24 protein-coding genes and 6 tRNA genes are annotated in these 21,695 nt (G+C 48.8%); 11 read left to right on the plus strand and 19 right to left on the minus strand.

Going from position 1 to position 21,695, the window contains the following annotated elements; all coding sequences use genetic code 11:
- Positions 1–27: 27 nt before the first annotated feature.
- The 6 genes from gltB to JUB14_RS14360 form a co-directional block, all read right to left on the minus strand.
- The gene (gltB, locus tag JUB14_RS14335) at positions 28–4,602 is read right to left on the minus strand and encodes a glutamate synthase large subunit (protein WP_207506985.1); all 4,575 of its coding nucleotides are present in this window, start codon (positions 4,600–4,602) and stop codon (positions 28–30) included.
- Positions 4,603–4,919: 317 nt separating this feature from the next.
- Complete coding sequence (locus JUB14_RS14340) at positions 4,920–5,840, minus strand: ribonuclease Z (RefSeq protein ID WP_207506986.1); 921 nt, start codon at positions 5,838–5,840, stop codon at positions 4,920–4,922.
- A 111-nt stretch (positions 5,841–5,951) separates the two neighbouring features.
- Positions 5,952–6,374 (minus strand): STAS domain-containing protein, encoded by a 423-nt coding sequence (locus JUB14_RS14345; protein WP_207506987.1) that lies wholly within the window; start codon positions 6,372–6,374, stop codon positions 5,952–5,954.
- A gap of 66 nt (positions 6,375–6,440) precedes the next feature.
- The gene (locus tag JUB14_RS14350) at positions 6,441–7,382 is read right to left on the minus strand and encodes a phosphoribosylaminoimidazolesuccinocarboxamide synthase (RefSeq protein ID WP_207506988.1); all 942 of its coding nucleotides are present in this window, start codon (positions 7,380–7,382) and stop codon (positions 6,441–6,443) included.
- A gap of 33 nt (positions 7,383–7,415) precedes the next feature.
- Complete coding sequence (locus JUB14_RS14355) at positions 7,416–8,126, minus strand: hypothetical protein (protein ID WP_207506989.1); 711 nt, start codon at positions 8,124–8,126, stop codon at positions 7,416–7,418.
- A gap of 42 nt (positions 8,127–8,168) precedes the next feature.
- A complete protein-coding gene (locus tag JUB14_RS14360) occupies positions 8,169–9,131 on the minus strand; it encodes a vWA domain-containing protein (protein WP_207506990.1) in 963 nt (320 codons plus the stop codon).
- Between the two features lie 122 nt (positions 9,132–9,253).
- Between JUB14_RS14360 and JUB14_RS14365 the strand changes: the two genes are divergently transcribed.
- The 3 genes from JUB14_RS14365 to JUB14_RS14375 all read left to right on the plus strand — a co-directional run bounded on the left by JUB14_RS14365 (position 9,254) and on the right by JUB14_RS14375 (position 10,281).
- Positions 9,254–9,340: transfer RNA gene (locus tag JUB14_RS14365), tRNA-Ser, on the plus strand.
- Positions 9,341–9,411: 71 nt separating this feature from the next.
- Positions 9,412–9,485 (plus strand) — tRNA-Pro (locus JUB14_RS14370).
- 722 nt (positions 9,486–10,207) lie between these two features.
- Positions 10,208–10,281: transfer RNA gene (locus JUB14_RS14375), tRNA-Arg, on the plus strand.
- Between the two features lie 186 nt (positions 10,282–10,467).
- Here the strand turns inward: JUB14_RS14375 and JUB14_RS14380 are convergent.
- Positions 10,468–11,517: a TIGR03299 family phage/plasmid-derived protein gene (locus JUB14_RS14380; RefSeq protein ID WP_207506991.1), complete on the minus strand. Its 1,050-nt coding sequence runs from the start codon at positions 11,515–11,517 to the stop codon at positions 10,468–10,470.
- 125 nt (positions 11,518–11,642) lie between these two features.
- On the opposite strand from JUB14_RS14380, the gene JUB14_RS14385 reads away from it, so the two are divergent.
- From JUB14_RS14385 to JUB14_RS14420, 8 genes are all read left to right on the plus strand, one after another.
- Positions 11,643–12,170, plus strand: a complete 528-nt coding sequence (locus tag JUB14_RS14385) for a ParB N-terminal domain-containing protein (protein WP_207506992.1) — start codon at positions 11,643–11,645, stop codon at positions 12,168–12,170.
- Complete coding sequence (locus JUB14_RS14390) at positions 12,118–12,828, plus strand: methyltransferase domain-containing protein (protein ID WP_207506993.1); 711 nt, start codon at positions 12,118–12,120, stop codon at positions 12,826–12,828. The genes JUB14_RS14385 and JUB14_RS14390 overlap by 53 nt, the downstream gene beginning before the upstream one ends.
- Positions 12,816–13,892 (plus strand): DNA cytosine methyltransferase, encoded by a 1,077-nt coding sequence (locus JUB14_RS14395; protein WP_207506994.1) that lies wholly within the window; start codon positions 12,816–12,818, stop codon positions 13,890–13,892. The genes JUB14_RS14390 and JUB14_RS14395 overlap by 13 nt, the downstream gene beginning before the upstream one ends.
- A 56-nt stretch (positions 13,893–13,948) precedes the next feature.
- Positions 13,949–14,020 (plus strand) — tRNA-Met (locus JUB14_RS14400).
- 46 nt (positions 14,021–14,066) lie between these two features.
- Positions 14,067–14,137, plus strand: a tRNA-Ser gene (locus JUB14_RS14405).
- A gap of 108 nt (positions 14,138–14,245) precedes the next feature.
- A tRNA-Ser gene (locus tag JUB14_RS14410) sits at positions 14,246–14,315 on the plus strand.
- A gap of 843 nt (positions 14,316–15,158) precedes the next feature.
- Complete coding sequence (locus tag JUB14_RS14415) at positions 15,159–15,659, plus strand: helix-turn-helix domain-containing protein (RefSeq protein ID WP_207506995.1); 501 nt, start codon at positions 15,159–15,161, stop codon at positions 15,657–15,659.
- The gene (locus JUB14_RS14420) at positions 15,659–16,951 is read left to right on the plus strand and encodes a terminase large subunit domain-containing protein (RefSeq protein ID WP_207506996.1); all 1,293 of its coding nucleotides are present in this window, start codon (positions 15,659–15,661) and stop codon (positions 16,949–16,951) included. The genes JUB14_RS14415 and JUB14_RS14420 overlap by 1 nt, the downstream gene beginning before the upstream one ends.
- Here JUB14_RS14420 and JUB14_RS14425 read toward each other — a convergent pair whose 3' ends face one another.
- From JUB14_RS14425 to JUB14_RS14480, 12 genes are all read right to left on the minus strand, one after another.
- Positions 16,952–17,296, minus strand: a complete 345-nt coding sequence (locus tag JUB14_RS14425) for a LytR/AlgR family response regulator transcription factor (RefSeq protein ID WP_207506997.1) — start codon at positions 17,294–17,296, stop codon at positions 16,952–16,954.
- 17 nt (positions 17,297–17,313) lie between these two features.
- On the minus strand, positions 17,314–17,568 hold the full coding sequence (locus JUB14_RS14430; RefSeq protein WP_207506998.1) for a hypothetical protein: 255 nt from the start codon (positions 17,566–17,568) through the stop codon (positions 17,314–17,316).
- A 28-nt stretch (positions 17,569–17,596) separates the two neighbouring features.
- Positions 17,597–18,172, minus strand: a complete 576-nt coding sequence (locus tag JUB14_RS14435; RefSeq protein WP_207506999.1) for a hypothetical protein — start codon at positions 18,170–18,172, stop codon at positions 17,597–17,599.
- Complete coding sequence (locus tag JUB14_RS14440; RefSeq protein ID WP_207507000.1) at positions 18,169–18,756, minus strand: hypothetical protein; 588 nt, start codon at positions 18,754–18,756, stop codon at positions 18,169–18,171. The genes JUB14_RS14435 and JUB14_RS14440 overlap by 4 nt, the downstream gene beginning before the upstream one ends.
- A gap of 33 nt (positions 18,757–18,789) precedes the next feature.
- On the minus strand, positions 18,790–19,155 hold the full coding sequence (locus tag JUB14_RS14445; protein ID WP_207507001.1) for a hypothetical protein: 366 nt from the start codon (positions 19,153–19,155) through the stop codon (positions 18,790–18,792).
- Positions 19,156–19,168: 13 nt separating this feature from the next.
- A complete protein-coding gene (locus JUB14_RS14450) occupies positions 19,169–19,405 on the minus strand; it encodes a hypothetical protein (protein WP_207507002.1) in 237 nt (78 codons plus the stop codon).
- Between the two features lies 1 nt (position 19,406).
- The gene (locus JUB14_RS14455; protein WP_207507003.1) at positions 19,407–19,733 is read right to left on the minus strand and encodes a hypothetical protein; all 327 of its coding nucleotides are present in this window, start codon (positions 19,731–19,733) and stop codon (positions 19,407–19,409) included.
- Positions 19,734–19,759: 26 nt separating this feature from the next.
- A complete protein-coding gene (locus JUB14_RS14460) occupies positions 19,760–19,954 on the minus strand; it encodes a hypothetical protein (RefSeq protein WP_207507004.1) in 195 nt (64 codons plus the stop codon).
- Complete coding sequence (locus JUB14_RS14465; protein WP_207507005.1) at positions 19,951–20,295, minus strand: hypothetical protein; 345 nt, start codon at positions 20,293–20,295, stop codon at positions 19,951–19,953. Before JUB14_RS14465 ends, JUB14_RS14460 begins: the two co-directional genes overlap by 4 nt.
- A 4-nt stretch (positions 20,296–20,299) precedes the next feature.
- The gene (locus JUB14_RS14470) at positions 20,300–20,488 is read right to left on the minus strand and encodes a hypothetical protein (protein ID WP_207507006.1); all 189 of its coding nucleotides are present in this window, start codon (positions 20,486–20,488) and stop codon (positions 20,300–20,302) included.
- 125 nt (positions 20,489–20,613) lie between these two features.
- Positions 20,614–21,159: an Ntn hydrolase family protein gene (locus JUB14_RS14475; protein WP_207507007.1), complete on the minus strand. Its 546-nt coding sequence runs from the start codon at positions 21,157–21,159 to the stop codon at positions 20,614–20,616.
- 150 nt (positions 21,160–21,309) lie between these two features.
- Complete coding sequence (locus JUB14_RS14480; RefSeq protein WP_207507008.1) at positions 21,310–21,690, minus strand: RyR domain-containing protein; 381 nt, start codon at positions 21,688–21,690, stop codon at positions 21,310–21,312.
- Between the last annotated feature and the right edge of the window lie 5 nt (positions 21,691–21,695).

Consider the following 21,695-nt stretch of genomic DNA (forward strand, 5'->3'; position numbering starts at 1 on the left):
ATAATAACTTACACAGACGGGCAATGCTTACTGATGGGCTACATCAACAACAATGTCTTTGTACACCACATTCTTATCGGCTATTTGCTGAGCCAGGGTAATCCCGCGGCTTTCCAGTGCTACCTTAAAGTCAGTTGGCAGTACCTTCACAAACTGCTTCACCGCCTCGTCCCAGTTCTGCATGATCTGGAAGGCAACGTTACTGGTAGTGAGCTGGAAGTGCTTCTCAACAAACTCACGCAGAATACCTTTATCTTCGTCGGTGAGCGTTTCAAGGGTTACCATTTCAAAGTTTACCTTCTCTTTGAAATCACCAGCTTTATCCAGTACATAGGCTACACCTCCTGACATACCCGCGGCAAAGTTGCGTCCGGTTTCACCCAGGATCACCGCCACACCACCTGTCATGTACTCCAGGCCATGGTCACCTACACCTTCCACTACTACTTTGGCACCTGAGTTACGTACGCAGAAGCGCTCGCCGGCCGTACCCCGAACATACGCTTCACCGGAAGTAGCTCCGTAGAAGGCCACGTTACCAATGATAATGTTTTCTTCGGGCTTGAACTTCGCGTCGCGATCCGGATATACTACCAGCTCAGCACCGCAAAGACCTTTACCGAAGTAGTCGTTGGCGTCACCTTCCAGTTCCAGACGGAGACCGGTGGTGTTGAAGGCGCCAAAGCTTTGTCCGGCGGTACCTCTGAACTTGAAGTGGATCGTACCCTTAGACAAACCTGCTCCTCCGAACCGCTTCGACACCTCATTAGAGAGCATCGTACCTACGGAGCGGTTGAGGTTGTTGATGGTGAAGTCAGCGTATACTTCTTCAGATCTTTCCAGAGCAGGCTCAGCAGCTCTCATCAGATCCCAATCCAGTACCGTTTCGATACCGTGATCCTGCTCTTCCTGCTTGAACTGAGCTACCTCGTGTCCGGCTGCTTCTTTGTGCAGCATCGCGTCGAAGTTCAGGTTCTTATATTTCCAGTGCTTCAGGTCGTTGCGTAGCTCAAGGTACTGTACCTGACCTACCATCTCGTTGACGGTACGGAAGCCAAGCTGAGCCATGATCTCACGCAGCTCCTGGGCCATGAACGTAAACATGTTCACCACGTGCTCAGGCTTACCGGTGAAGAGAGCGCGGAGTTCTTTGCGCTGGGTAGCAACCCCTACCGGACAGGTATTGAGATGGCACTTACGCATCATGATACACCCGGCAGCGACAAGGGCAGCGGTAGCCACACCCCATTCTTCCGCGCCCAACAGGGCTGCGATAGCCAGGTCACGACCTGTACGCAGTTGTCCGTCGGCCTGTACAGTTACGCGGCCACGTAGTTTATTCTTAACCAGAGTCTGGTGCGTCTCGGCCAGACCAAGCTCCCACGGCAGACCCGCATGACGGATTGAGCTGAGAGGTGAAGCTCCGGTACCTCCGTCGTGTCCGGCGATCAGGATATGATCAGCGTGTGCCTTAGCCACACCCGCCGCGATAGTACCTACTCCGGCTTCGGATACCAGCTTCACACTGATACGAGCCGCGCGGTTAGCGTTCTTAAGATCAAAGATCAGCTGGGCCAGGTCCTCAATCGAATAGATATCGTGGTGAGGAGGAGGCGAAATCAAACCTACACCCGGTGTTGAGTGACGGGTACGTCCGATCCAGTCATCTACCTTGTGGCCGGGGAGTTGTCCACCTTCACCAGGCTTGGCACCCTGAGCCATCTTAATCTGTAGTTCCTCGGCATTGGTCAGGTAGTGGCTGGTTACCCCAAAGCGACCCGATGCTACCTGCTTGATGCGGGAGTTGAGGCTGTCGCCATTCTCCAGCGGTTTGTAACGCAGTTCGTCTTCACCACCTTCACCTGAGTTAGACTTACCGCCGATGCGGTTCATCGCGATAGCCAGGGTAGTATGGGCTTCCCACGAAATAGATCCGAAGGACATAGCACCCGTAGCAAAACGCTTGAATATATTTTCGATAGGTTCTACTTCCTCAATGGGGATAGCATTTCCTTTCTTGAAACGAAGCAGACCTCTCAACGTCATGGCCTTCTGGCTCTGATCGTCGATCAGTTTAGAGAATTTCTTGTATTGATCGTAGCTGTTCGTCTTGGTAGACTGCTGCAGCAGGTGGATTGACTGCGGGTTGAACGTATGTGCTTCACCACGCTGCTTCCACTGGTAGAAACCACCTACCTCCAGACGAGGATTCAGTACAGGCTGCTCAGGATAAGCTACTTTATGACGAATCTGTACCTCTTTGGCTAGTTCGTCCAGTCCCATACCACCAATACGGGAGATGGTACCGGTGAAGTACTTATCAACTACTTCTTTATTCAGACCCAGACACTCAAAAATCTGAGCGCCCTGGTACGACTGGAAGGTAGAGATACCCATCTTCGAGAATATCTTCAGAAGCTCTTTGTTTACTGCCTTGATATAGTTCTTGTGCAGTTTTTCGTCGGTAAACTCGCCATCCACCAGATTCTTACGGTTCATGTAAGAAAGGGTTTCAAACGCCATGTACGGACAAACACCTGATGCACCGTAGCCAATCAGCGTAGCGATGTGGTGGGTTTCCCAGGCATCGCCGGTTTCTACCAGGATACCTACCTTGCCACGCAGACCTTTACGGATCAGGTGATGGTGTACGGCTGATGTAGCCAGCAGCGACGGGATAGGAGCGTGGTCAGAGTCAATGGCACGATCCGACAGGATTATGATTTCAAAATCATCTTCGATGGCATCTTCGGCGTAACGACAGATACGCTCCAGCGCTCTCTCCAGACCTTTACCGCCTTCGTCAGCGCGGAAGTAGGTATTGATAGTTTTAGCCTGGAAATGATTTTTATCTACAAAGCGCAGCTTATCAAATTCCTGAACGGTCAGTACGGGCTGAGCAAGTTCGATTTGACGGCAGTGCTTAGGTGATTCATTTAGAATATTCTCGGTAGCTCCCACAAACGAGATCAAGGACATGATTGAGCGCTCACGAATAGAGTCGATGGGAGGGTTGGTTACCTGCGCAAACAGCTGCTTGAAGTAGTTGGACAGGTGCTGGCTCTGGTCAGAAAGCACGGCCAGAGGTACGTCAGTACCCATAGAACCTATGGCTTCGGCACCCGACTGGGCCATCGGCGCCAGGATCATACGAATGTCTTCCGAAGTAAATCCAAACGCCATCTGACGCTTCAGCAGGGCATGATCGTCGTACTGGCGGTACATCCGGATAGGCTGCTCCAGGTCGTCTACACGCAGTTTGTATTCGTCAAGCCACTCCTGGTAAGGCTGGCGTGAGCAGATATCTGCTTTGAGTTCTTCGTCAGGAATAATACGGCCCTGCTCCATATCCACCACGAACATACGTCCGGGCTGCAGGCGGCCTTTCATTACGACTTTGGCCTGGTCTACTTCGAGTACACCGGCTTCAGAAGCCATAATGACAGTATCATCATCCAGTACCCAATAACGGGAAGGACGCAGACCATTACGGTCCAGGGTAGCACCTACGATCTTACCATCAGTAAATGAGATAGAAGCAGGACCATCCCATGGTTCCATGATAGCAGCGTGGTACTCATAGAATGCCTTACGTACAGGATCCATCTGCTCGTTGCCATCCCAGGCTTCGGGGATCAGCATCATCATTACGTGCGGCAGTGAACGTCCGGTCAGGTACAGAAGCTCAATGGCGTTGTCGAGGTTGGCCGAGTCAGACTGCTTGGTATCACAAATCGGAAGGATCATGTCCATTTCCTCCTTCGTGAAGTACTCCGAGCTGAATGACTTCTCTCCGGCGCGAATCCAGTTGACGTTTCCTTTTACAGTATTGATCTCTCCGTTGTGGGCGATATACCGGAAAGGCTGAGCCAGCTTCCACGATGGGAATGTATTGGTAGAGAAGCGGGAGTGTACTACGGCAAATGCCGACACCACCGATTCGTTCTCCAGATCAGGGAAGTAATATTTAAGCTGAGCGGTTGTAAGTTGACCTTTGTAGGAAATAGTACGGCTGGAAAGCGACGAAAAGTAAAAGTATTCTTTCGCTCCTTTTACCGTGTCATTAATCAGACGGGTAGCTACCTGACGCAGTACGAACAGCTTTCTTTCAAAGCCCATGTCGTCGAGCAGATCAGGACGCTTCACAAACAGTTGTTCTACGTGAGGCTCTACGGATAGAGAACCTTCACCCAGTGTTTCGTTCAGAGTAGGTACCTTGCGGTAGCCCAGCAGGGTTAGTCCCAGCTTCTTGATCTTGCGGTTAAGTATGTCGCGGCACTCTTCGCGTACCTTCTCATCCATTGGGAAGAAGATCATCCCAACGCCATACTCATCAGCCGCAGGTAGCTGAAAACCTAGTCGCGTACACTCCTCCACAAAGTACTCGTGGGGGATTTGGATTAATATACCTGCCCCGTCACCAGTATTGGGATCACAGCCACAAGCACCACGGTGGTCCATGCGTTCCAGCATATGGATCGCATCGGCAACAATCTGGTGTGACTTGCGACCTTTCATATTGGCACGGAAGCCGATTCCGCACGCGTCGTGCTCAAATTCTGACCGATAGAGGCCTGGTTGGTCTACTACTACTTCTGACATTCCTGTAATGTTATTGGTATATTACTTACAAATGTTCTAATTGAAAAAATCATAAATCAGTTCACCTGAAAAGCGAAAATCAATATAAGGTGAAACTGATAACGAGGATGCGGATGAGGTAAACTGATGCAAGATAATAATAAAAAATATTTGGCTAAATAGGCCAAACACGAAATATTATAGATATAGTTAAAAGTTGCTAGTTAATTTATACTATATATCGAAATATTGATAAAGTATTAACTAGTAACTTTATTTGATAGCAATTCCATAATCAGAAATGCTTTCTGAAGCCCAAAAAAGTGATGAAAAGTTGACTATTGGGCAGCGATTTCGAAGGTAACTCCTTCGGCAGCCATGAAGGTATTGGGGAATACGGAGCGTGCTTCCAGTAGTGAGGCATCACTATCGAGGTAGCGGGAGGAGAGGTGTCCGATCAGTAACTTACCGATGTTGGACTGCTCCGCTATGCGTGCAGCCTGTGCGGCCGTAGAATGAAAGGTTTTGTTAGCGCGTTCGGTCAGATCATCCAGAAAGGTAGCTTCGTGATACAGCAGATCTACATCCTGTAAGTAAGGGACCAGGTCGGGCAGGTAAGCCGTATCCGAGCAGTAGGCGTAGGAGCGGGGCTTGGGGGGAGCAAGGGTATACTCTTCGTAGGTGTATAGCAGCTTACCTTCCTTGTCGTATACATCCTGCCCTTCCTTGAGTAGGCGCATATGCTCATAGGTCATGTCCAGGGTGATCTTCTCCTTAATGATCCGACGAGCCCGGCTTTTCTCACGAAACACAAAACCCGTGCAGGGCACCCGGTGCCGGAGTGTTAAAGTATGTATGGTTAGGGTAGGTGTAGACCAGATGGGCCCGGGATTGTCAGCATCCAGATCGTGGTAGTGAAGGGGATAGCTGAGGCGGGTACTGGAGTGCCGGAATACCTCGGTAAGGATATCTCCCAGGCCTTTGGGGCCGAACAGGTACAACTCCTCGGTACGCTTGCCCAGACTCAGGGTATTGAGCAGCCCGAAGAGGCCGAAGTAGTGGTCACCGTGGAGATGCGATATAAAAATAGCCCGCAGGCGGCTGGGGCGAAACTTTTGTTCAAGCAGACGGTATTGGGTACCTTCTCCGCAGTCAATCAGGAAGCACTCGTGCCCAGCCGTTAATAACTGCGAAGAAAAATGACGCCCCGGCTGGGGTAAAGCCGAGCCGGAGCCTAATATGGTAACCTGAAATGTCAATGCTGTGCAGCTGGTTTGTAATTATATCTTCTAAGAAAATTGAAGTTCGACGATCCAGTGGGTTGACTTACGTGCTATGGCAGAGATGAGTTATGGCTTTCTGCTAGATTCTTACGGCTCTTTGCTTTCGCTTACTCCACCGTAGTCGTCTTCGTCATAGTCGTCATCGCCTGAGCCGAATTCATTTTCAAGATCATTCATGAATACAGCATCTACCGCTTCTTCGAGGGTAGGCATTATAGTCAGGTCCGGGATCTTGGAGTCTTCCAGCAGATCTATAAAATCATCATCCTTGGTTACTACTACTAAAAGGCCCAGGTCGTTGATACACAAACGATTGACTTTTCTAAGTACACCGGCACCTGTGGTGTCAATAGATTTGGTTTCGTTCATGTTAACGATCAGGTTATGATAACCTTCCCGGAATAATTTACGAGCCAACTCCTCAAAAGAAGTGGGTATCTCATCCGCGAAAGAATTTTCTTTCAGATCGATTAGTGCGTATTGCTCGCTTCGTTCCAGTTTGTAGTTCATCCGTTAGTAGAGTTGATTGTTTTCGTGGATCTATTTCTTTAAGAATCCGGTTCAAAAGTGTTTGTATCAATGCGAATTTAATGAACGAAGAATATTTTCTTCGATTCGTTGCAAAATATCTCCACTTTCCGTTCTTACAAAAGCAGTACCCGTTACCTTCTCAAACAGCTCTATGTAGCGCTCGGTAATGGTGTTGATCCAGGCGTCGTCCATAGCAGGTACCTGCTGACCCTCTTTGCCTTGAAAGCCATTTTCGATGAGCCATTCCCTGACAAATTCTTTCGAAAGCTGTCTTTGGGGAGCTCCTTTTGCCTGATTTTCTTCGTAGGTATCTTTATAAAAATATCTTGAAGAATCAGGTGTATGTATTTCATCAATCAAATAAATCATGCCATTCAGTTTTCCAAACTCGTACTTAGTATCTACCAGGATTAATCCCTGCTCAGCCGCCATCTGTGTACCCCGTTCAAACAGCGCCAGGGCGAATCGTTCCAGTTGTTCGTAGTCTTGAGCTTCCACAATGCCCTGGGCCAGTATTTCTTCCCGTGAGATATCTTCATCGTGTCCCTCGTGGGCTTTGGTCGTTGGTGTAATGATCGGAGTAGGCAGTTTATCATTTTCCTTCAAGCCTTCGGGTAGGTCTACACCACACAGGGTACGCTTGCCGGCCCGGTACTCACGCCAGGCGTGGCCCGCCAGGTAGCCGCGAACGACCATTTCTACCGCAAAAGGCTCGCAACGCAGTCCAACACCAACATTAGGATCAGGAGTATCCTGCAGCCAGTTGGGAAGTATATCACTAGTGGACCGCAGAAAGTGCGCTGCAATCTGATTAAGGACCTGCCCTTTGTAGGGGATAGGGCGTGGTAGTATCACGTCAAAAGCTGATATCCGATCCGTAGCCACCATTATCAGCCGGTCTTCGAAGGCGTATACGTCACGTACTTTACCGCGGTAAAAGCCTGTCTGACCGGGAAATTGAAAATTTGTTTCTTTTAGGGCGTTCATACAAGTTGATATGAGTAATTATAAATAATGGAGCTACCATTCTACATCCTCGCTTTTATCGGACTCTTTACGGTATTGGCGGCGCCGTAGCTGGTAGATATACTGCATTTCGTTGGTTTTCATTGCATCCAGGATACTTCGGGCCTGCTCTTCGGACATCCGGAGCCGGCGCAGCTGTTGCAGGAGCTGTTCACGCTGTTCGGCCAGCTCGGGTGACTGCCCTTCCTGCTGTGGAGGTGGGGCAGGGGCTTCCTTCGTCTCTTCCCGGGGCGGAGGTGTCGTTTCCTGCTGAGATTTGGGAGGAGGAGTACTCCCTGAATAGATTTTCTTGAGTATCTCGTAATTATAGCGGGCCGACAGATTTTCCTGATCCTGTCGTAGCGCCGTTACGAGCCGGTCCAGTGCCTGGGCTGTATCCTTTCGGGTTGCCGCTATCAGCGCTATCTGGACATTGGCCTTAGAGGCTACCTGGCGGTCCTGGACGTGGTCCAGAAGCTGGTAGTGGTGCAGGGCTTCCTGTAACCTGCCAGCCTGGTAGTAGGAGTGAGCCAGGTTAAGGCGGGCCGCAGGCTCCGAGAAAAACGAACCGTAGGTAATGCGGTAGTAGTGATTCGCCGCCTGACCATATTGCTTGTCCTGATAGGCTTGTTCGGCCTGAGTCTTGATACGATTGAACCGGCTGATCGCTTCATACGAGCGATTGTCCCAGATCCAGAGTAACAAGTAAAGCAGGAAGGCAGTCATAGGCGTTGGCCGAAATCAGAGGGTAAAATTAGTAATTGAATCTTAAAGTCGGAATGTTCGGACGGTAACCAGTACATCTAAGACTAATAAAAAGAGCGCTACCCCCAGAAAATAGTAGTACTTATTGGAGGTGACGGTCACGGTACGGCTGTCGATGAGCCTGCCGGACGCGGCATTAATATCGGCGATCAAGCGAGGCATATCATTCGTTTCATTATTGACCTCATAGTAGCTGCCGTTGGTTTGTTCGGCGAGCCTTTGCAGCGTAGCGGGGTCCAGCTTCGTAACGACTACCTCATTATCCTTCGTGCGCAGTACCTTTCCGTTGTCGGGAATAGAGCTGCCATTGCGGGTTCCGACTCCTACAATAAATACACGCAGGCCAAACCGGCGGATATTGTTAAAGAGGTTGGCGCTGCAGTTGCCTGAATTTTCGCCGTCTGTTAATAGCACGATCATCTTGGCGTGGTTGGCCGCCGTAGGATCGTTGAGCATCTTCTGGTAGGCCAGCTCCAGGGCACTACACAGGTTGGTACCTGAGCGGGGAAGAAGGTCCGTCCGGAGCGACTGCACAAATAACTCCAGGGCGGGCTGGTCAAACGTAAGCGGTGCCTGGACGAAGGCATCGTTTGAAAATACGATCAATCCGAAGCGGTTGTTGCCAGCATTGCTAAGGAGCCGCGCTGTTTCGTATTTTATTCTTTCCAGACGGGTAGGTACTACATCAGTCGCATCCATAGATCTCGACAGATCCGTCAATAGATATATGTCTTTTCCCTCGGCCTGTACTTCACGCCCTGCCTCCCCGAAAGACGGCCCCAGTAGAGCCACCACCAGCAGCGCAAAGGCGATAGACCGCAGGAAAAATTTAAGGAAGAGGGTCCGGGTAGTGGTATTAAGTAGTCGGGTGATCCGGATCATCCGGATGAAGTAGGTAACATAGGCAAGCAAAAACAGAAAAATGAAGATATATTCAGTCGCCCCGAGCGGGTAATTCCAGTTCATCAAAAAAAAGTTTATCAGTAAAGTGCCTCAAAAATAGGGAATAGCGATTTCTGTTGAAGTTTTTTTTAGAGCAATGTTTGTTTTAATGAGAATTAACCCTCTATATTTGTGGCACGAAAGGAGGAGAGATGGGTGAGTGGCTGAAACCAGCAGTTTGCTAAACTGCCGTACTCGTAAGGGTACCGCGGGTTCGAATCCCGCTCTCTCCGCTGATAAACGTGCATGACCCGCAAGCGTTTATCCCGGGAAGTTGAAAATCCTGGTTCGGTTATACAAGTCTCGGGGAGTGGCGCAGCCCGGTAGCGCATCTGGTTTGGGACCAGAGGGTCGCAGGTTCGAATCCTGTCTCCCCGACACAAAAAGAAAATCCTGTAAGAGCAATCTTGCAGGATTTTTTGCTTTATACACTTTACCAAACAAGGGCTGGTATTGACTAGGTATCCCATCTGGACTGGGACCAGAGGATCGCAGACGGTCGGCTGGAGGGCCACCATGGCATCGACGCCTCCCGCTGTCGTTCGAACCCTGTCTCCCGATACAAAAAGAAAACCTGTAAGAGCAACCATACAGGTTTTTGCTTTACAGAGCTGTCTTTACAAGAATCTGTAATATCTCTATATTATCTGCCTTCTAAGTAGGCGGCCGGAGGAGCCACTGTGTTGAAGCGGCAGCGGCCACCATGGCAGCGGCGCCTTCTGATTCCGTTCGAATCCTTTAAAAGAAATCTCACAGGTGTTTCACTATACAGCTTTCAACAGTAGTGAGTATTTGAAGTGTAGTGACGTATCAGGTCATAGGTCTATGTAGTGCAGACGGCGGAATGGTAGATTCTAAAATTAACAATGCTAGCAGGAGGTACTGGGGAAGTAATCTATAAAAGAGTAAGGGCTCGGGCCGCTTTATAACCCTGTAACATTCACTCTATTTCGTCGTTCTGACGATGTTTATTTGTTAAAAAGATGCATTAATACAGCTCTGATCTGCCTTAGGGTTTTCAAAATTGATTTAATGTATTACTTTTGTGCGCAGTTAAGACGCCTTAGCTTCCTTAGTTAGAAAGCCAAAGCACTCAATGGGGTCCCGTAGCTCAGCTGGATAGAGCATCTGCCTTCTAAGCAGACGGTCACAGGTTCGAATCCTGTCGGGATCACAAACAGATAAACAAATGGCCTGTAAATCAATAGATTGCAGGCCATTCTTGTTTTATTACTGAAACATGACTGAAACATTTCTCCAAAAGGTCAGTCATTTGTCCGATTCAGGCAGCCATTTCCCCTCTTTTGTTGCTCAATGGCAAATCAGCCACTTTATCAAAATTTTAAATCCTGTTAATTTTTTAGTTCAGCGAAAATTTCAGCGAAGTAGACAGATCGGCAGAAACCGGGATGATCCGTTCCGGTTCGGCCATCAGGCCCAGGGCCGTTTCCATCCGGTCGGCTTCCTTGCCCCAGAGCAGGCCGGTCATACGCCGCTCCTCCGACTTGTATTCATAGAAGTTGTTTAGGTAGGAGGTGATCCCGTTGTAAGCCCACCAGGCAGACATTTCGGGAGCTATGTCCTGACCTACCCCCTGATGGCAGTAGGCTATGACGTCCGTGACCATTTTCTTTTTCTGGGTACTGAGCAACTCCTTATGACTGACACCCTGGGCGGCCTGTTTGATCTCGTCCGAGTCAAAGAATACATTACCTATATAATCGTAGAACTGCTTCTGGGTAAGACGGGTCTTTGCCATCCTATTATATATATAGGTAGCGCGCTCTTCATTCTGTGGCAGCGCTCCCAGTATTCGGAGGGCTTCGTAGTATTTGGACTGGACCTGTGGGGTATGGCGGATGACAATCTTCTGCGTGAACTTTCCCTTTCGTAAGCTCAGATTCAGGGTATTGTTGCAGACTACACGAACGGTGGTAAAGTAAGCCATGGCCGAAAGGTGACCGTCGTGGCCGTTGGCCATGACCATATACTGATAGACTTCATCCTGCTTGCCGATCACCATTGGGGTTTTGCGCCGGCAGCAGACAAATACCTTGGCGCCGCCTTCCAGGCAGCCCGCCGTTTCAATGATTAGTTCGCCTTTCTCCACGACTTCATCGATCAGCCCGAAAGCTTCCCGATTCTGCAGGGGGGTGTACTTGCGTCCCAGCTGATCACCCAGTATCCGTTCGTTGTCGGTCCGGAAGGAAAAGAAGCTGGTAGTACTCTCTACGATCTCTCCCGAAGGCAAATGGTGGTGGTTGGGGAGCTTTTCGACGGTGAAGTCCAGATTCGACAGCAGCAGGGCTTCGTTGATACTCATTTCCTGCTCGACGATGGTACCGAGGTTGTGCCACGGCTTTTCCCTCAGCGACACGAAGTCACTGTTTCGTTCAATGTTGTGTCCCATATTCTTTCTATTAATTTTGATTTGACTTATCAAAATTAATACTATATTTAATAAAGAAAAAAGTTATCTGTTCTTTTTTTTGGTGTAATTATCAAATGACCATAACATTACCCCAAAAACAGTATATGGAACTTACCATTGATCAGAAGCTACTTGATAGTTTACCGACCCTTCGGCTTTCGGAGATGGAGTGGCTACAGGGGAAGTTAAAAGAGCTCCTGCCTAACGAACGGCAAAAGCTCAAAGAGAGTCTGGAAAAGCGCGGCTTTAAGGTACCCTTCTTTATCTGGCAGGACGGTCAGTACAACTGGATCGTAGACGGTCACCAGCGTCATCTCCTGCTGTCGGAGGAGGGGTTCGCCGAGACAGCCTTCCCGGTGGTCTTCGTGCAGGCTGCCACGTTGAAAGAAGCCAAAGAGCTGGTCCTGCTGATATCCTCCAGGTACGGGACCGAAAGCAAGGATGGTTTTGCCGAGTTCATGGCCGGTCTGGACGCCGAGTTTATCAAGTTGGCTACCACGTTTGATGGCCTGCTGGATCTGGATATACCGGATGATTTAGATATCATAGAGGAAGACCCCAAAGAAACCAAAGAACTTGATGATGACATCGAAACCAAACACCGTTGCCCCGAATGTGGATACGAATGGTAAGGACTTTTCGTTCGATCGCATTGAAGGCTTTGACGAGCACATTGCCCTGTCGGTACCGGCCTATAAGGATATTCAGCGGGCGGTGCGGGGCATTGTCTCTTACTTTCTGGATCAGCAGGGGTCGGTGGTCTATGATCTGGGATGCTCCACTGGTGAAACACTTCGCCGCCTGGCCGAGCGATTTGGTGCTGATCATCATTACGTGGGATTCGATATAAGTCAGAACCTGCTGCCTGCCAGATCGGAGCCGCCGATTACTTACCATTGCCAGGACATTACCCAGCCTGGTATTTTTATGACGGGGCGGGTGAACGTCATCATCTCCCTGTTCACGTTGCAGTTCCTTTCGATTGAAGCCCGGCCCAAAGTACTCAAAGCGGCTTATGATGCCCTGAAGCCCAATGGCGCCCTGATCGTGACCGAAAAGGTATACCTGCCGATGGGCTTGTTTCAGGAGATATTTACCTTCTCTCACTACGATATGAAGGCCGAGCACTTTACCCATGATCAGATTCTGGAAAAGCAGTTTGTCCTCCGTCAGATCATGAAGCCCCTGAGTGAGGCCGAGAACCTGCAGATGTTCTACGCGGCCGGATTCACGAAGGTGGAGACCTTCTATCAGAACCTGAATTTTAAGGGTTGGCTATGCGTCAAATAACACCACAAGGATACGGATACGTACCCAGCATGGCCGAGGTGAATGCGCTACCCAAATCCGGAAAGGTCATTTCTTTATTCAGTGGGGTGGGGGGCAGCTCCCTGGGCTACAAAATGGCGGGATGGCAGGTACTGGCTTCGGTAGAGTTTCTGGATTACCAGGCGCGGACCTACCGAAAGAATCATATCGGTACCCGGGTCTATGAGCAGGATATCCGGAAGATGGATCCAAACAAGGTAATGGCGGAGCTGGGGCTGAGGCCGGGGGAGCTGGATATTCTGGATGGCTCCCCTCCCTGCTCCAGCTTCTCGACGGCCGGCAAGCGGGAGAAGCTGTGGGGAAAGAAGAAAAGCTACGGCAACCGGACGCAACGGACGGATGACCTTTTCTTTGAGTACACCCGCTTCCTGAGGATCATGCAGCCGAAGGCCTTTGTGGCGGAGAACGTAAAGGGTCTGGTGATGGGGAAAGCGAAGGGATACTTTAAGAAGATATTCCGGGAGCTGGAAAGCTGTGGGTATGTGGTGAAGGCCCGGGTACTGAACGCCAAGTACTACGGTGTTTCCCAGGGGAGGGAGCGTCTGATCTTTATCGGCTATCGGAAGGACCTGGGCATGGTACCCAAACATCCTGCGCCCAGCCGGTATGTCATTCCGCTCGGCAAAGTCATGCATGGGCTGCCTCTACCTGGTGAACCGCTCAAACCTCTGCGGGGGAAGGGGTTGACTGTATACGAGCTTACGAAGGTGGGGGATAAGTTTGATACAGCCTACCTGAAAGCGTTTGGGAAGCGGAACATGTACACCCACTACCGGCTCTCCCCCTTCAAGCCAGCACCCACGCTGACCACCAGCCCGACCTACTACCACTGGGACCGGCCGCGGGTACTGACTGTATCGGAAATGAAGCGTATCACTACCTTCCCGGATGATTTTATTCTGCTGGGTACGTTGGCAAACCAGTACGAAGCCTGTGGCAGGACCGTGCCTCCCCTGATGATGAAGGCGATTGCGGAGGGGATCAGGAAGGATATTGGGGAAACTATCAAAAGGAATGATAATTAGATAAAAATATAATTTTGATAATTGAAAATACTGCCCTATACTTGTTGCATAAACAATGCGGGGTGGAGCAGTAGTAGCTCGTCGGGCTCATAACCCGAAGGTCAATGGTGCAAATCCATTCCCCGCAACAGAAGTCCTTCGGACTTGGTCCGTACGCCCTAAGGGCAGGCAGGGGTGGAGATAGCTTAACGGTAGAGCACTGGGCCGGGAGATGCCTGGAGGTTAGGTTCGAATCCAGCTCCACTACAATCATTCAAATGTGAGTGGTTTACGCTTATAATGATATTGGGTTTGTAATGGTTAAATTGTCTCGGTAAGTAGCCGAGGCAATTTTTAATAGTTTGGACAACACGGCGGAGATAGCTCATTTGGTAGAGCGCTAGACAGCTAATCTAGAGGCGTAGGTTCGAATCCAGCTCCGCAACTACTCCGAAACCCAGAGCAGGGGGGCTGACGGGCCGTCCGAACCCTGCAAAGGAAGACGCAGTCAAGGCCAGCTGCCGAGGAGTATGAGTAGGTTAAAGGTTTAGGAATAGTCAGAATGTCCCGGCTTTTTGTCGGGACAGTTTTTAAACCTGAAAGGCAACACTTTTTGACAGACCGAACGCCCTGGTGAACCGAGCTTGGTAGTGATTGCAAGCACTACGAATCTTTTTCCAAGAACTGAGTGATCATAGGTAGGCGGATAGCTAGGGCTATTTTTCGAATCCAGGAGTTTTATATAGTGTGTGTATAGTATTGGTAAAATGCCCGGCAACTCAACTTCCACATGGTTAATCAACTAATGCCGGGTATTTTCTTCCCTTTGATGCCCGTTTGTTTTTGATAGATAGCAACACCCCCGATCCAGGAGAGGACGGGGGTAATAAGATTAAGTCCCGGCTACTATTTTGCGGTGGTAGGTTTTCCGGGCAACCCTAGGAGGTTTGCGCATAAAGCAAAGCGGATGATGTCTTATCGCTCAAGCCCGATCATAGGTACAGTAGCTAGCCTCAATGCTTTTGGTTTACTGTATGGTAGTGCATGGTGCGCAACGCAAGGAAAGCAAGTGCATGATCGGGAAAGACTGACAGCCTGGAAAGACAGGCAGCTGACTTCCATCGGCAATCACATAAAGAGGAGGGTTTACTTCTGAAAAGCTTCGGACGGTTGTCTGAGGCTTTTTTTATACCCATCCGTGAAAAAAGTGGAGGAGGGGGGTGTTTTCTGTATTACCCATAGTGCTAACTTTGATAAGTTTACTTGCAACCCATAACAACTTGCAACATGCCGTTCAGTACTGAAGAAGAATTAGAGGTCCGATTGAATCAGGTATCTGCCCTGTATCTGAAAGGAATGCCTCAATATAAGATCGCCGAGAAGGTGGGGGTATCGCCCTCCCAGGTGAGTCGTGATCTGGATATGTTGCGGGATAGGTGGAGGCAGGTGAATATGGATAATATGAACGACATTATTCTCGAGCAGCTCAATAAGCTCGATGTAATGGAGAAGGAGCTTTGGGAGGCATGGGACCGTAGTAAGCTTGATTATAAGGAGACGCGAATTAAGGGGAAAGGAAAGGCGAAGAAGAAGGAAGGGGAGGAGGAAGGAAGAGAGGAGACCCAGAATTCCTTACAGGGGGAGGTGACCAAGATTACCAAGGAAAAGGAACCGAATGTGGGCTTTATGGTCGCACTCTTACAGCTGATGGAGCGACGATCCAAGTTACTTGGAATGGATGCCGGCCTGCAGACCAATGAGAAGATTACCGTGACGATCAAAGCCTGATGGAAATTGAATTGCAGTTCTCTCCCCTGGCCAGCTACCAGCGCCGGATACTGGAATCCCAGTGCCGGTATACCATTACCGAGGCCAGTACGAAAGTAGGTAAGACGTATAGCCATATCGTGTGGCTACTGAATAAGGCGGTTACCGAGGGGGAACTGGGTAGAAACTACTGGTGGGTAGCTCCCGTATCTTCTCAGGCTGAAATAGCGTTCGATAGGATGGAGCGGTACCTGGGCGTACTGATCAATCGAAGGCTCGTTAAGACCAATAAGTCCAAACTCTATGTGCAGCTGTGGAATGGGGCACGTATCTGGTTTAAGTCGGCGGATAAGCCTGATTCACTCTATGGGGAGGATGTCTATGCCGCGGTATTCGATGAATTTACCCGGGCGAAGGAAACCGCCTGGTTTGCGCTGCGCTCGACGATTACCAAGACGAGGGCCATGGTAAAGTTCATCGGGAACAAGACCAATCCCAACCACTGGGGTTCCAAGCTGGTGGAGGATGTGGAAAAGGGTAAGATGGTGGATTGGGAGTACCATAAGATTACGGCCTGGGATGCGGTAGATGAAGGAATCCTGAGCCGGGAGGAAATTGAAGCGGCTAAACGAGAGCTACCTGATGATGTATTCGCGGCTCTTTATGAAGTGAAGTGGATCGAGTTGAATGGGAATCCGTTCTGGCGCCACATCGATCTGAATAAGGTTGTACGGCCGGTAAGTTATGACCCACGCCTGCCGGTATACCTCAGCTTTGACTATAACATTCGTAACTCCTGTCTGGTGGCACAGCGTACTGCAGACGGGGAGCGTCGGTACCTTGAAGAGTACTATATGCTCGGAGGTGACGGGGAAGATCTGGAAGCCCTGGTACGGGAGCTGGCCCTGAAGTACAGGAATAACATCATCTATATAACAGGGGATGCTTCGGGGAATGCACGGTCTGCCTTTACTTCGGGCAGTGGAGGAGGTAGGGCCCTGATCGAGATGTACTTTCAGAAGTACGGGGCGGAGTGGGTGTACTTTGATTATTATCCAACATCCAATCCAGAGCACGTCAATAGCCGCCTGATCTGTAATGCACTGACCAAGTTCTTCGGAGATAACATCAGTATTGATCCATCCTGTGTGACGCTGATATCAGATATCAAGCGAATGAAGACCACAATTGAGGGAGGGCTGGATAAGTCGGATATGAATAAGGAAGATTACGGACATATGGGAGATACATTCAGGTATGACCTGATGAACTTTGATATGGAGGTATTTGCTTCCCTGGGCTATGCAGCCTAATTACTCCCGTTTTAGGCTATCTGCTATAACTTCACTGATTGAGCTCCACCTGCGCCGTGAAACTGGAACCGACTTACCACAATTCAGATGTATGGTATGTGTTTCTGAATCTACACCCTCTACCTGGTGTAGATTCACAATGAAGCTTTTATGAATCCGGATGAATGAGCTGGGTAAATGCTGGTCGTACGCTTTAAGAGTCCTGGAAGATACCGACTGTTTACCCAGGTGGCTGGAAAATATTGTATAGTTATGGGCTCCCTGCAGATAGGTGATCTCTTCCAGCTGAAACGGGATTGCATGATTCTTTATCTTATCAAGTTGGATGTATTGTAACTCTTCCATGGGTGCTTATCATAGAATTAGATTTTATTTTCTATTCTTGTCTCCGAACGAACCTTACCCACGGTGAAGGCTACCCAGAGTATAAATACAACTACTCCATAGCAGAGGCAGGCTAATGGTAGCCACAGAGGAGCCCATACCCACAGCCACTCCCATCTGATGTATTCTGTTAATTTGAGTAGGTAAATTATTATCTGAGACCACACGATGACCGCGATGAGGAATAGGGGGAAGGTGGTGTTCTTCCAAAGTGAGATGATTGCTTGTTTCATTTGCTATTTGGTTAATATGGACACCTTATCAGAATAAACTGGACACCTCAGTGGATAACCTGGACACCTCACTCTTGCCTGGCTGATCGTATATTTCATCAATTCGACCTCTAATGTGCAATCTTCTCAAAGCGCTATACATTAGACCGTGCTCGGCTTTGATGTTCTTTGGTAAGGCTTCAATTCTCTCATCATGTCCCACCGAAGGGGGTACCTGAAGGAACTGTCGGTATGGATTGTACACACACGTAGCCCGGCCCTTCTCATTGACATAGATTAAGCCCCATCCCTGGGGTAAATCCTCTTTCTTTATCATTCCGGTAGGGCAGCAATAGAAGCGACGGGAACCCATCCCCAATTCCGGATGCTGTCTGAATGACTTCTTTTTGTCAGCATGAAAATCGGCACGGCTTACCTTTACTTCTATCAGTACTGAGTATCCCCATGCCCCAAATCCTATCACATCAGGACATTCGCCGTTACAGGCCGTAGTTACCAGCTCCTTAAATGCTACGCCACAGCTAGCATTATTCAGTACCCACTTGTAAGCTATTTCAACAAGCTTCCGGTGAGCAGATTGGTAAGATTGCTCCGAAGGGTTCATTGTATTACCTGTACGGGTTTCTGTTGTAGGTAGCTGGATACCTTTTGGATATACTGACCTTCTATCTCATCCATCTGCCCCCTAGTCTGGGCAATAGCCTTTTGATATATCTCTGCACTGAATTCCTCATCCAGTGACTGGGCGTGATATAAGCTGACAGAATACTTGTGATCTGCCCCAAACTGAAGATCTTCCAGACGGTTGCCTAATTTCTTGAATGCCCTTACCAGTGGTTCCAGCTCTGTATTCAGATCGAGTAGTGTCATTGGCTTTTGCTGTACTGGAAGAGGGGGTTCGGAAGTAGGCTCAATCTCTTCCATTGCTGGTTGCTGAGGATCATTGGTCTCCTTGCTCTGATCAGGAGCTGGGAGATCTTGAGGAACTGGCCGAAACTCTTCCAGTGCCTTCAAAGCATTCACGGCATCATACACCAGGTTTTTCTTATCGGTGATCATGGTGAGTTGTCCATCCTTATAGGTATACTCCTGGACAAGGAAGGGCTCTTTACTAGTACCAATGGTACAGATCTTTCCTTTTAGGAACTGGGCCTTTTCTTCAATCAATTCGATTCTGCGGGTAGTCATTGCTTTGTGAATTACAGGTAGAGGTAATGGTAATCAGGGTTTGAGTTGGGTGTACCGGTAGCCCTGGAATCCGGTATGTGGTTGGGGGGTAATCGGGTGCCAGTTAGCCATTACCAGGCACTTGGTTGTTCTGGGCTTTCCTATGTCGTGAGCATCGCGCCAGTTCTCTGAAATATCCGTATCAACTATGTCCATGTAGCCGCGGATCAGTCCGTCATAGATCATATAGCAGACCGCACCGGTACCCGAATCTTTTGGTAGCGCTTTGGTATTGATCAGCCAGAACCATTCACCATTACCATTCAAATCCGTCAATCCATCACAGCGTTGCAGTACCCGTTCACAGGTGGGCCAGTCACGGAACTTGGATTTGGGGATGGTGGTCAGGATGTTTTTCATATCTTCTTGTGCGCTACATCATTTGGCGGAGCTCATGTACTTTTCTCTTTATGAAAACTTCGGCGAGTCTTGATAAATCATTGTACTGGGTTGCTTCATTATCGTATTCTAATGCCTTTGCCTTATCAGGTGTTATTTCTTTGGATTGCTTCATCGACTCCGATAGTGCCTTTGCCTCATCACGAATAATGGCTATATCTGCGAGAGACATCTTTTCAAAGGCCGATAAAACGTTTTTGTAGTCAGGCATACTAATGGCTGTGTTTATGAATATGGGCGACTCCGTTAATTATGCCGTGTAGATATGCCATTACGACCTGTTTTTCTCCCGACCCTGAAAATTGATACCTTGCCTGATAAGGAGATCCATCAAGGGCAGGTGTTTCGTGAAAAAGGGTATACGTTGTTTCTACCTTGTCTTTTCGTAAAAATCCACCCTTCTTAACATGTACATGTTCTTCAATCATTAAGGACGAGTCGCACTTCAACGCTTCCTGAAACGATTCATTTATGTCCTTATCTGATACCTTTCTTTTTGCTATTCTATCATCTTCGTTTACAAACATGTAAAGTCCCATAGTATTACGTGTGATATTGGTGATAGTCAATCAATCGTTTTCGCATTCTCTACCGCCCAATCAATGCATTCAGGAGCAGACTGAAACAGCATACCACTACGGCGGTAGTAGGTATTGATTGGGAACATGAGCTTCTCACATCCGCATATCGTGCACTCTTCTACTTTGACCTTTTTTTCTAGCGTAGTGGCTTTGGTGGAGGGAGACCAGGTATGGTTCATACGAGCGGCTTGGTTGGTGGTATAATACTCAGATCAATAAACCAGTCTCCCATGATGCTAAGTGTATACGTAATACGGCCGTGGGGGCGTTGGCTTGGATTTTTCAAGTGGTAGTCCTTCCAAATGGTCTGACCAATGCAGTCTGATATGGCGGCCACTAATGTTTCAACCGGTGCGGCATCTTCTGTCCAGGCTATGGCAATAAGGTCCATGTCTCTGGCCATGCTACCATGCAGGGCAAGGGCATAGCCACAGTCTAAGGCGGCACGTCTGAAATCATTGTACAGGACCGCGTAGAATACGGGTTTGCCTTCGGGCTTTACCTGGGTTTTATCTTTCATAGGATCAATGCGTATAGGCCCAGGTATACCTCTCCTTGTACCGTCCGCCCGATTCCAGGAAGTACAGTCTGACCTTATTCCAGTCCGGGGCATGCTTCTCTTTGGCGACACGCCAGCGCCAGGCAAATCCTTTGGTATCCAGATCCCGGGAGGCTTCCTCCTCGGTAGAGTAGTGGGGTAATTCGTGTGACATAGTGAGGTTTATTTTGAGGTGGCACAAAAGGTGGCACTAATGGGGTATTTGGTTAATAGTTGCGTAGTTTCTCAAAAACGCAACATTTTGAGTAAGAATGTACCTTTTTAGAGGTTACAATTTGGCTATGTGTGTTCAATGACAAAGGGAGGCCTTACTCCGCCTGATCTGTTACAGGCGATGCTAATGGCGGTGGTCACCTTTTCGCGGGCACTTAGGTCTACTTTCAGTCTTTCCATGGCAGTCATTGCACCCAGGGCATAGGGAGAACCACACCCTACGCTAGCGAACCGATCAATGGATTCACCTACATCGTAATCTTCTTCAATGATGAATAGCCTACCAACGTAGCCTACCAGAAAGCAACCGCCCTCCTCTTCTCCCTCTTTTATTCTGGCATGCCCTCCGTTTCTTAATGTAGTACGCAGGGCATTCACGAAGGAGGTACACATATACTCGTATACGTCCATTTCCGGGGGTCTGGTGGGAGGGAAGAAAGAGAAGCGAACCAGCTGCATCATGCGAAAAGATGAGGTACAGCCAAAGACAAATTCGCCTACTTTGAATACTTTGGGGTCTTTTCGGATAATGATATCCAATCCGTCTACTCCGGCAGAATCACCGCCTATGTAAACTGATTCATTTTCGATGAGGCCTACGATGCAGGTCATGTAGATAGAGGTTATAAATTGAATTTTATTAAGGTACTATTAAGGTGAGCTATTGCTTTTGTTGGACTATTCCGAAGTTAACGACATTGATGTCGGGAACATGAATGTCGTTAACATGTCTTTGGTGCCTCAGAAAATTGCGGAGCTTAATTATTTCAAGGCATCTACAATGGCACAGAAGAGTTTGTCTTTCTTCTGCTGGAATTCCGGGAGCTGCTCGAAGGGTACGATACAGTGGTGTTCCTTTTTCTCAGCATCTTTCACCGGTCCGTACTTCCACCCATTGGCAACCTTATCAGCCATCCATGCATCGTGCTGAGCTGATTCGCCCGATTCCGGATTGTTTATCCGAAACTCTACCCCTTTGATAGCAGACTCTTTCTGCCACGCTTCGGCTTCATTCCAATCTTTCTGGGATTGATCGTCATTTGCCTCACACCAAGCTTTATTGGCCTGATGGCAAACCATAGCGATGTATACGATCTTACTTAGTCTTTGTGTTTCTGTACTGAAATTGCTTATAGCTGACATAGTTT

The organism is Telluribacter humicola (assembly GCF_017355935.1).
GTDB classification, from domain to species: domain Bacteria; phylum Bacteroidota; class Bacteroidia; order Cytophagales; family Spirosomataceae; genus Telluribacter; species Telluribacter humicola.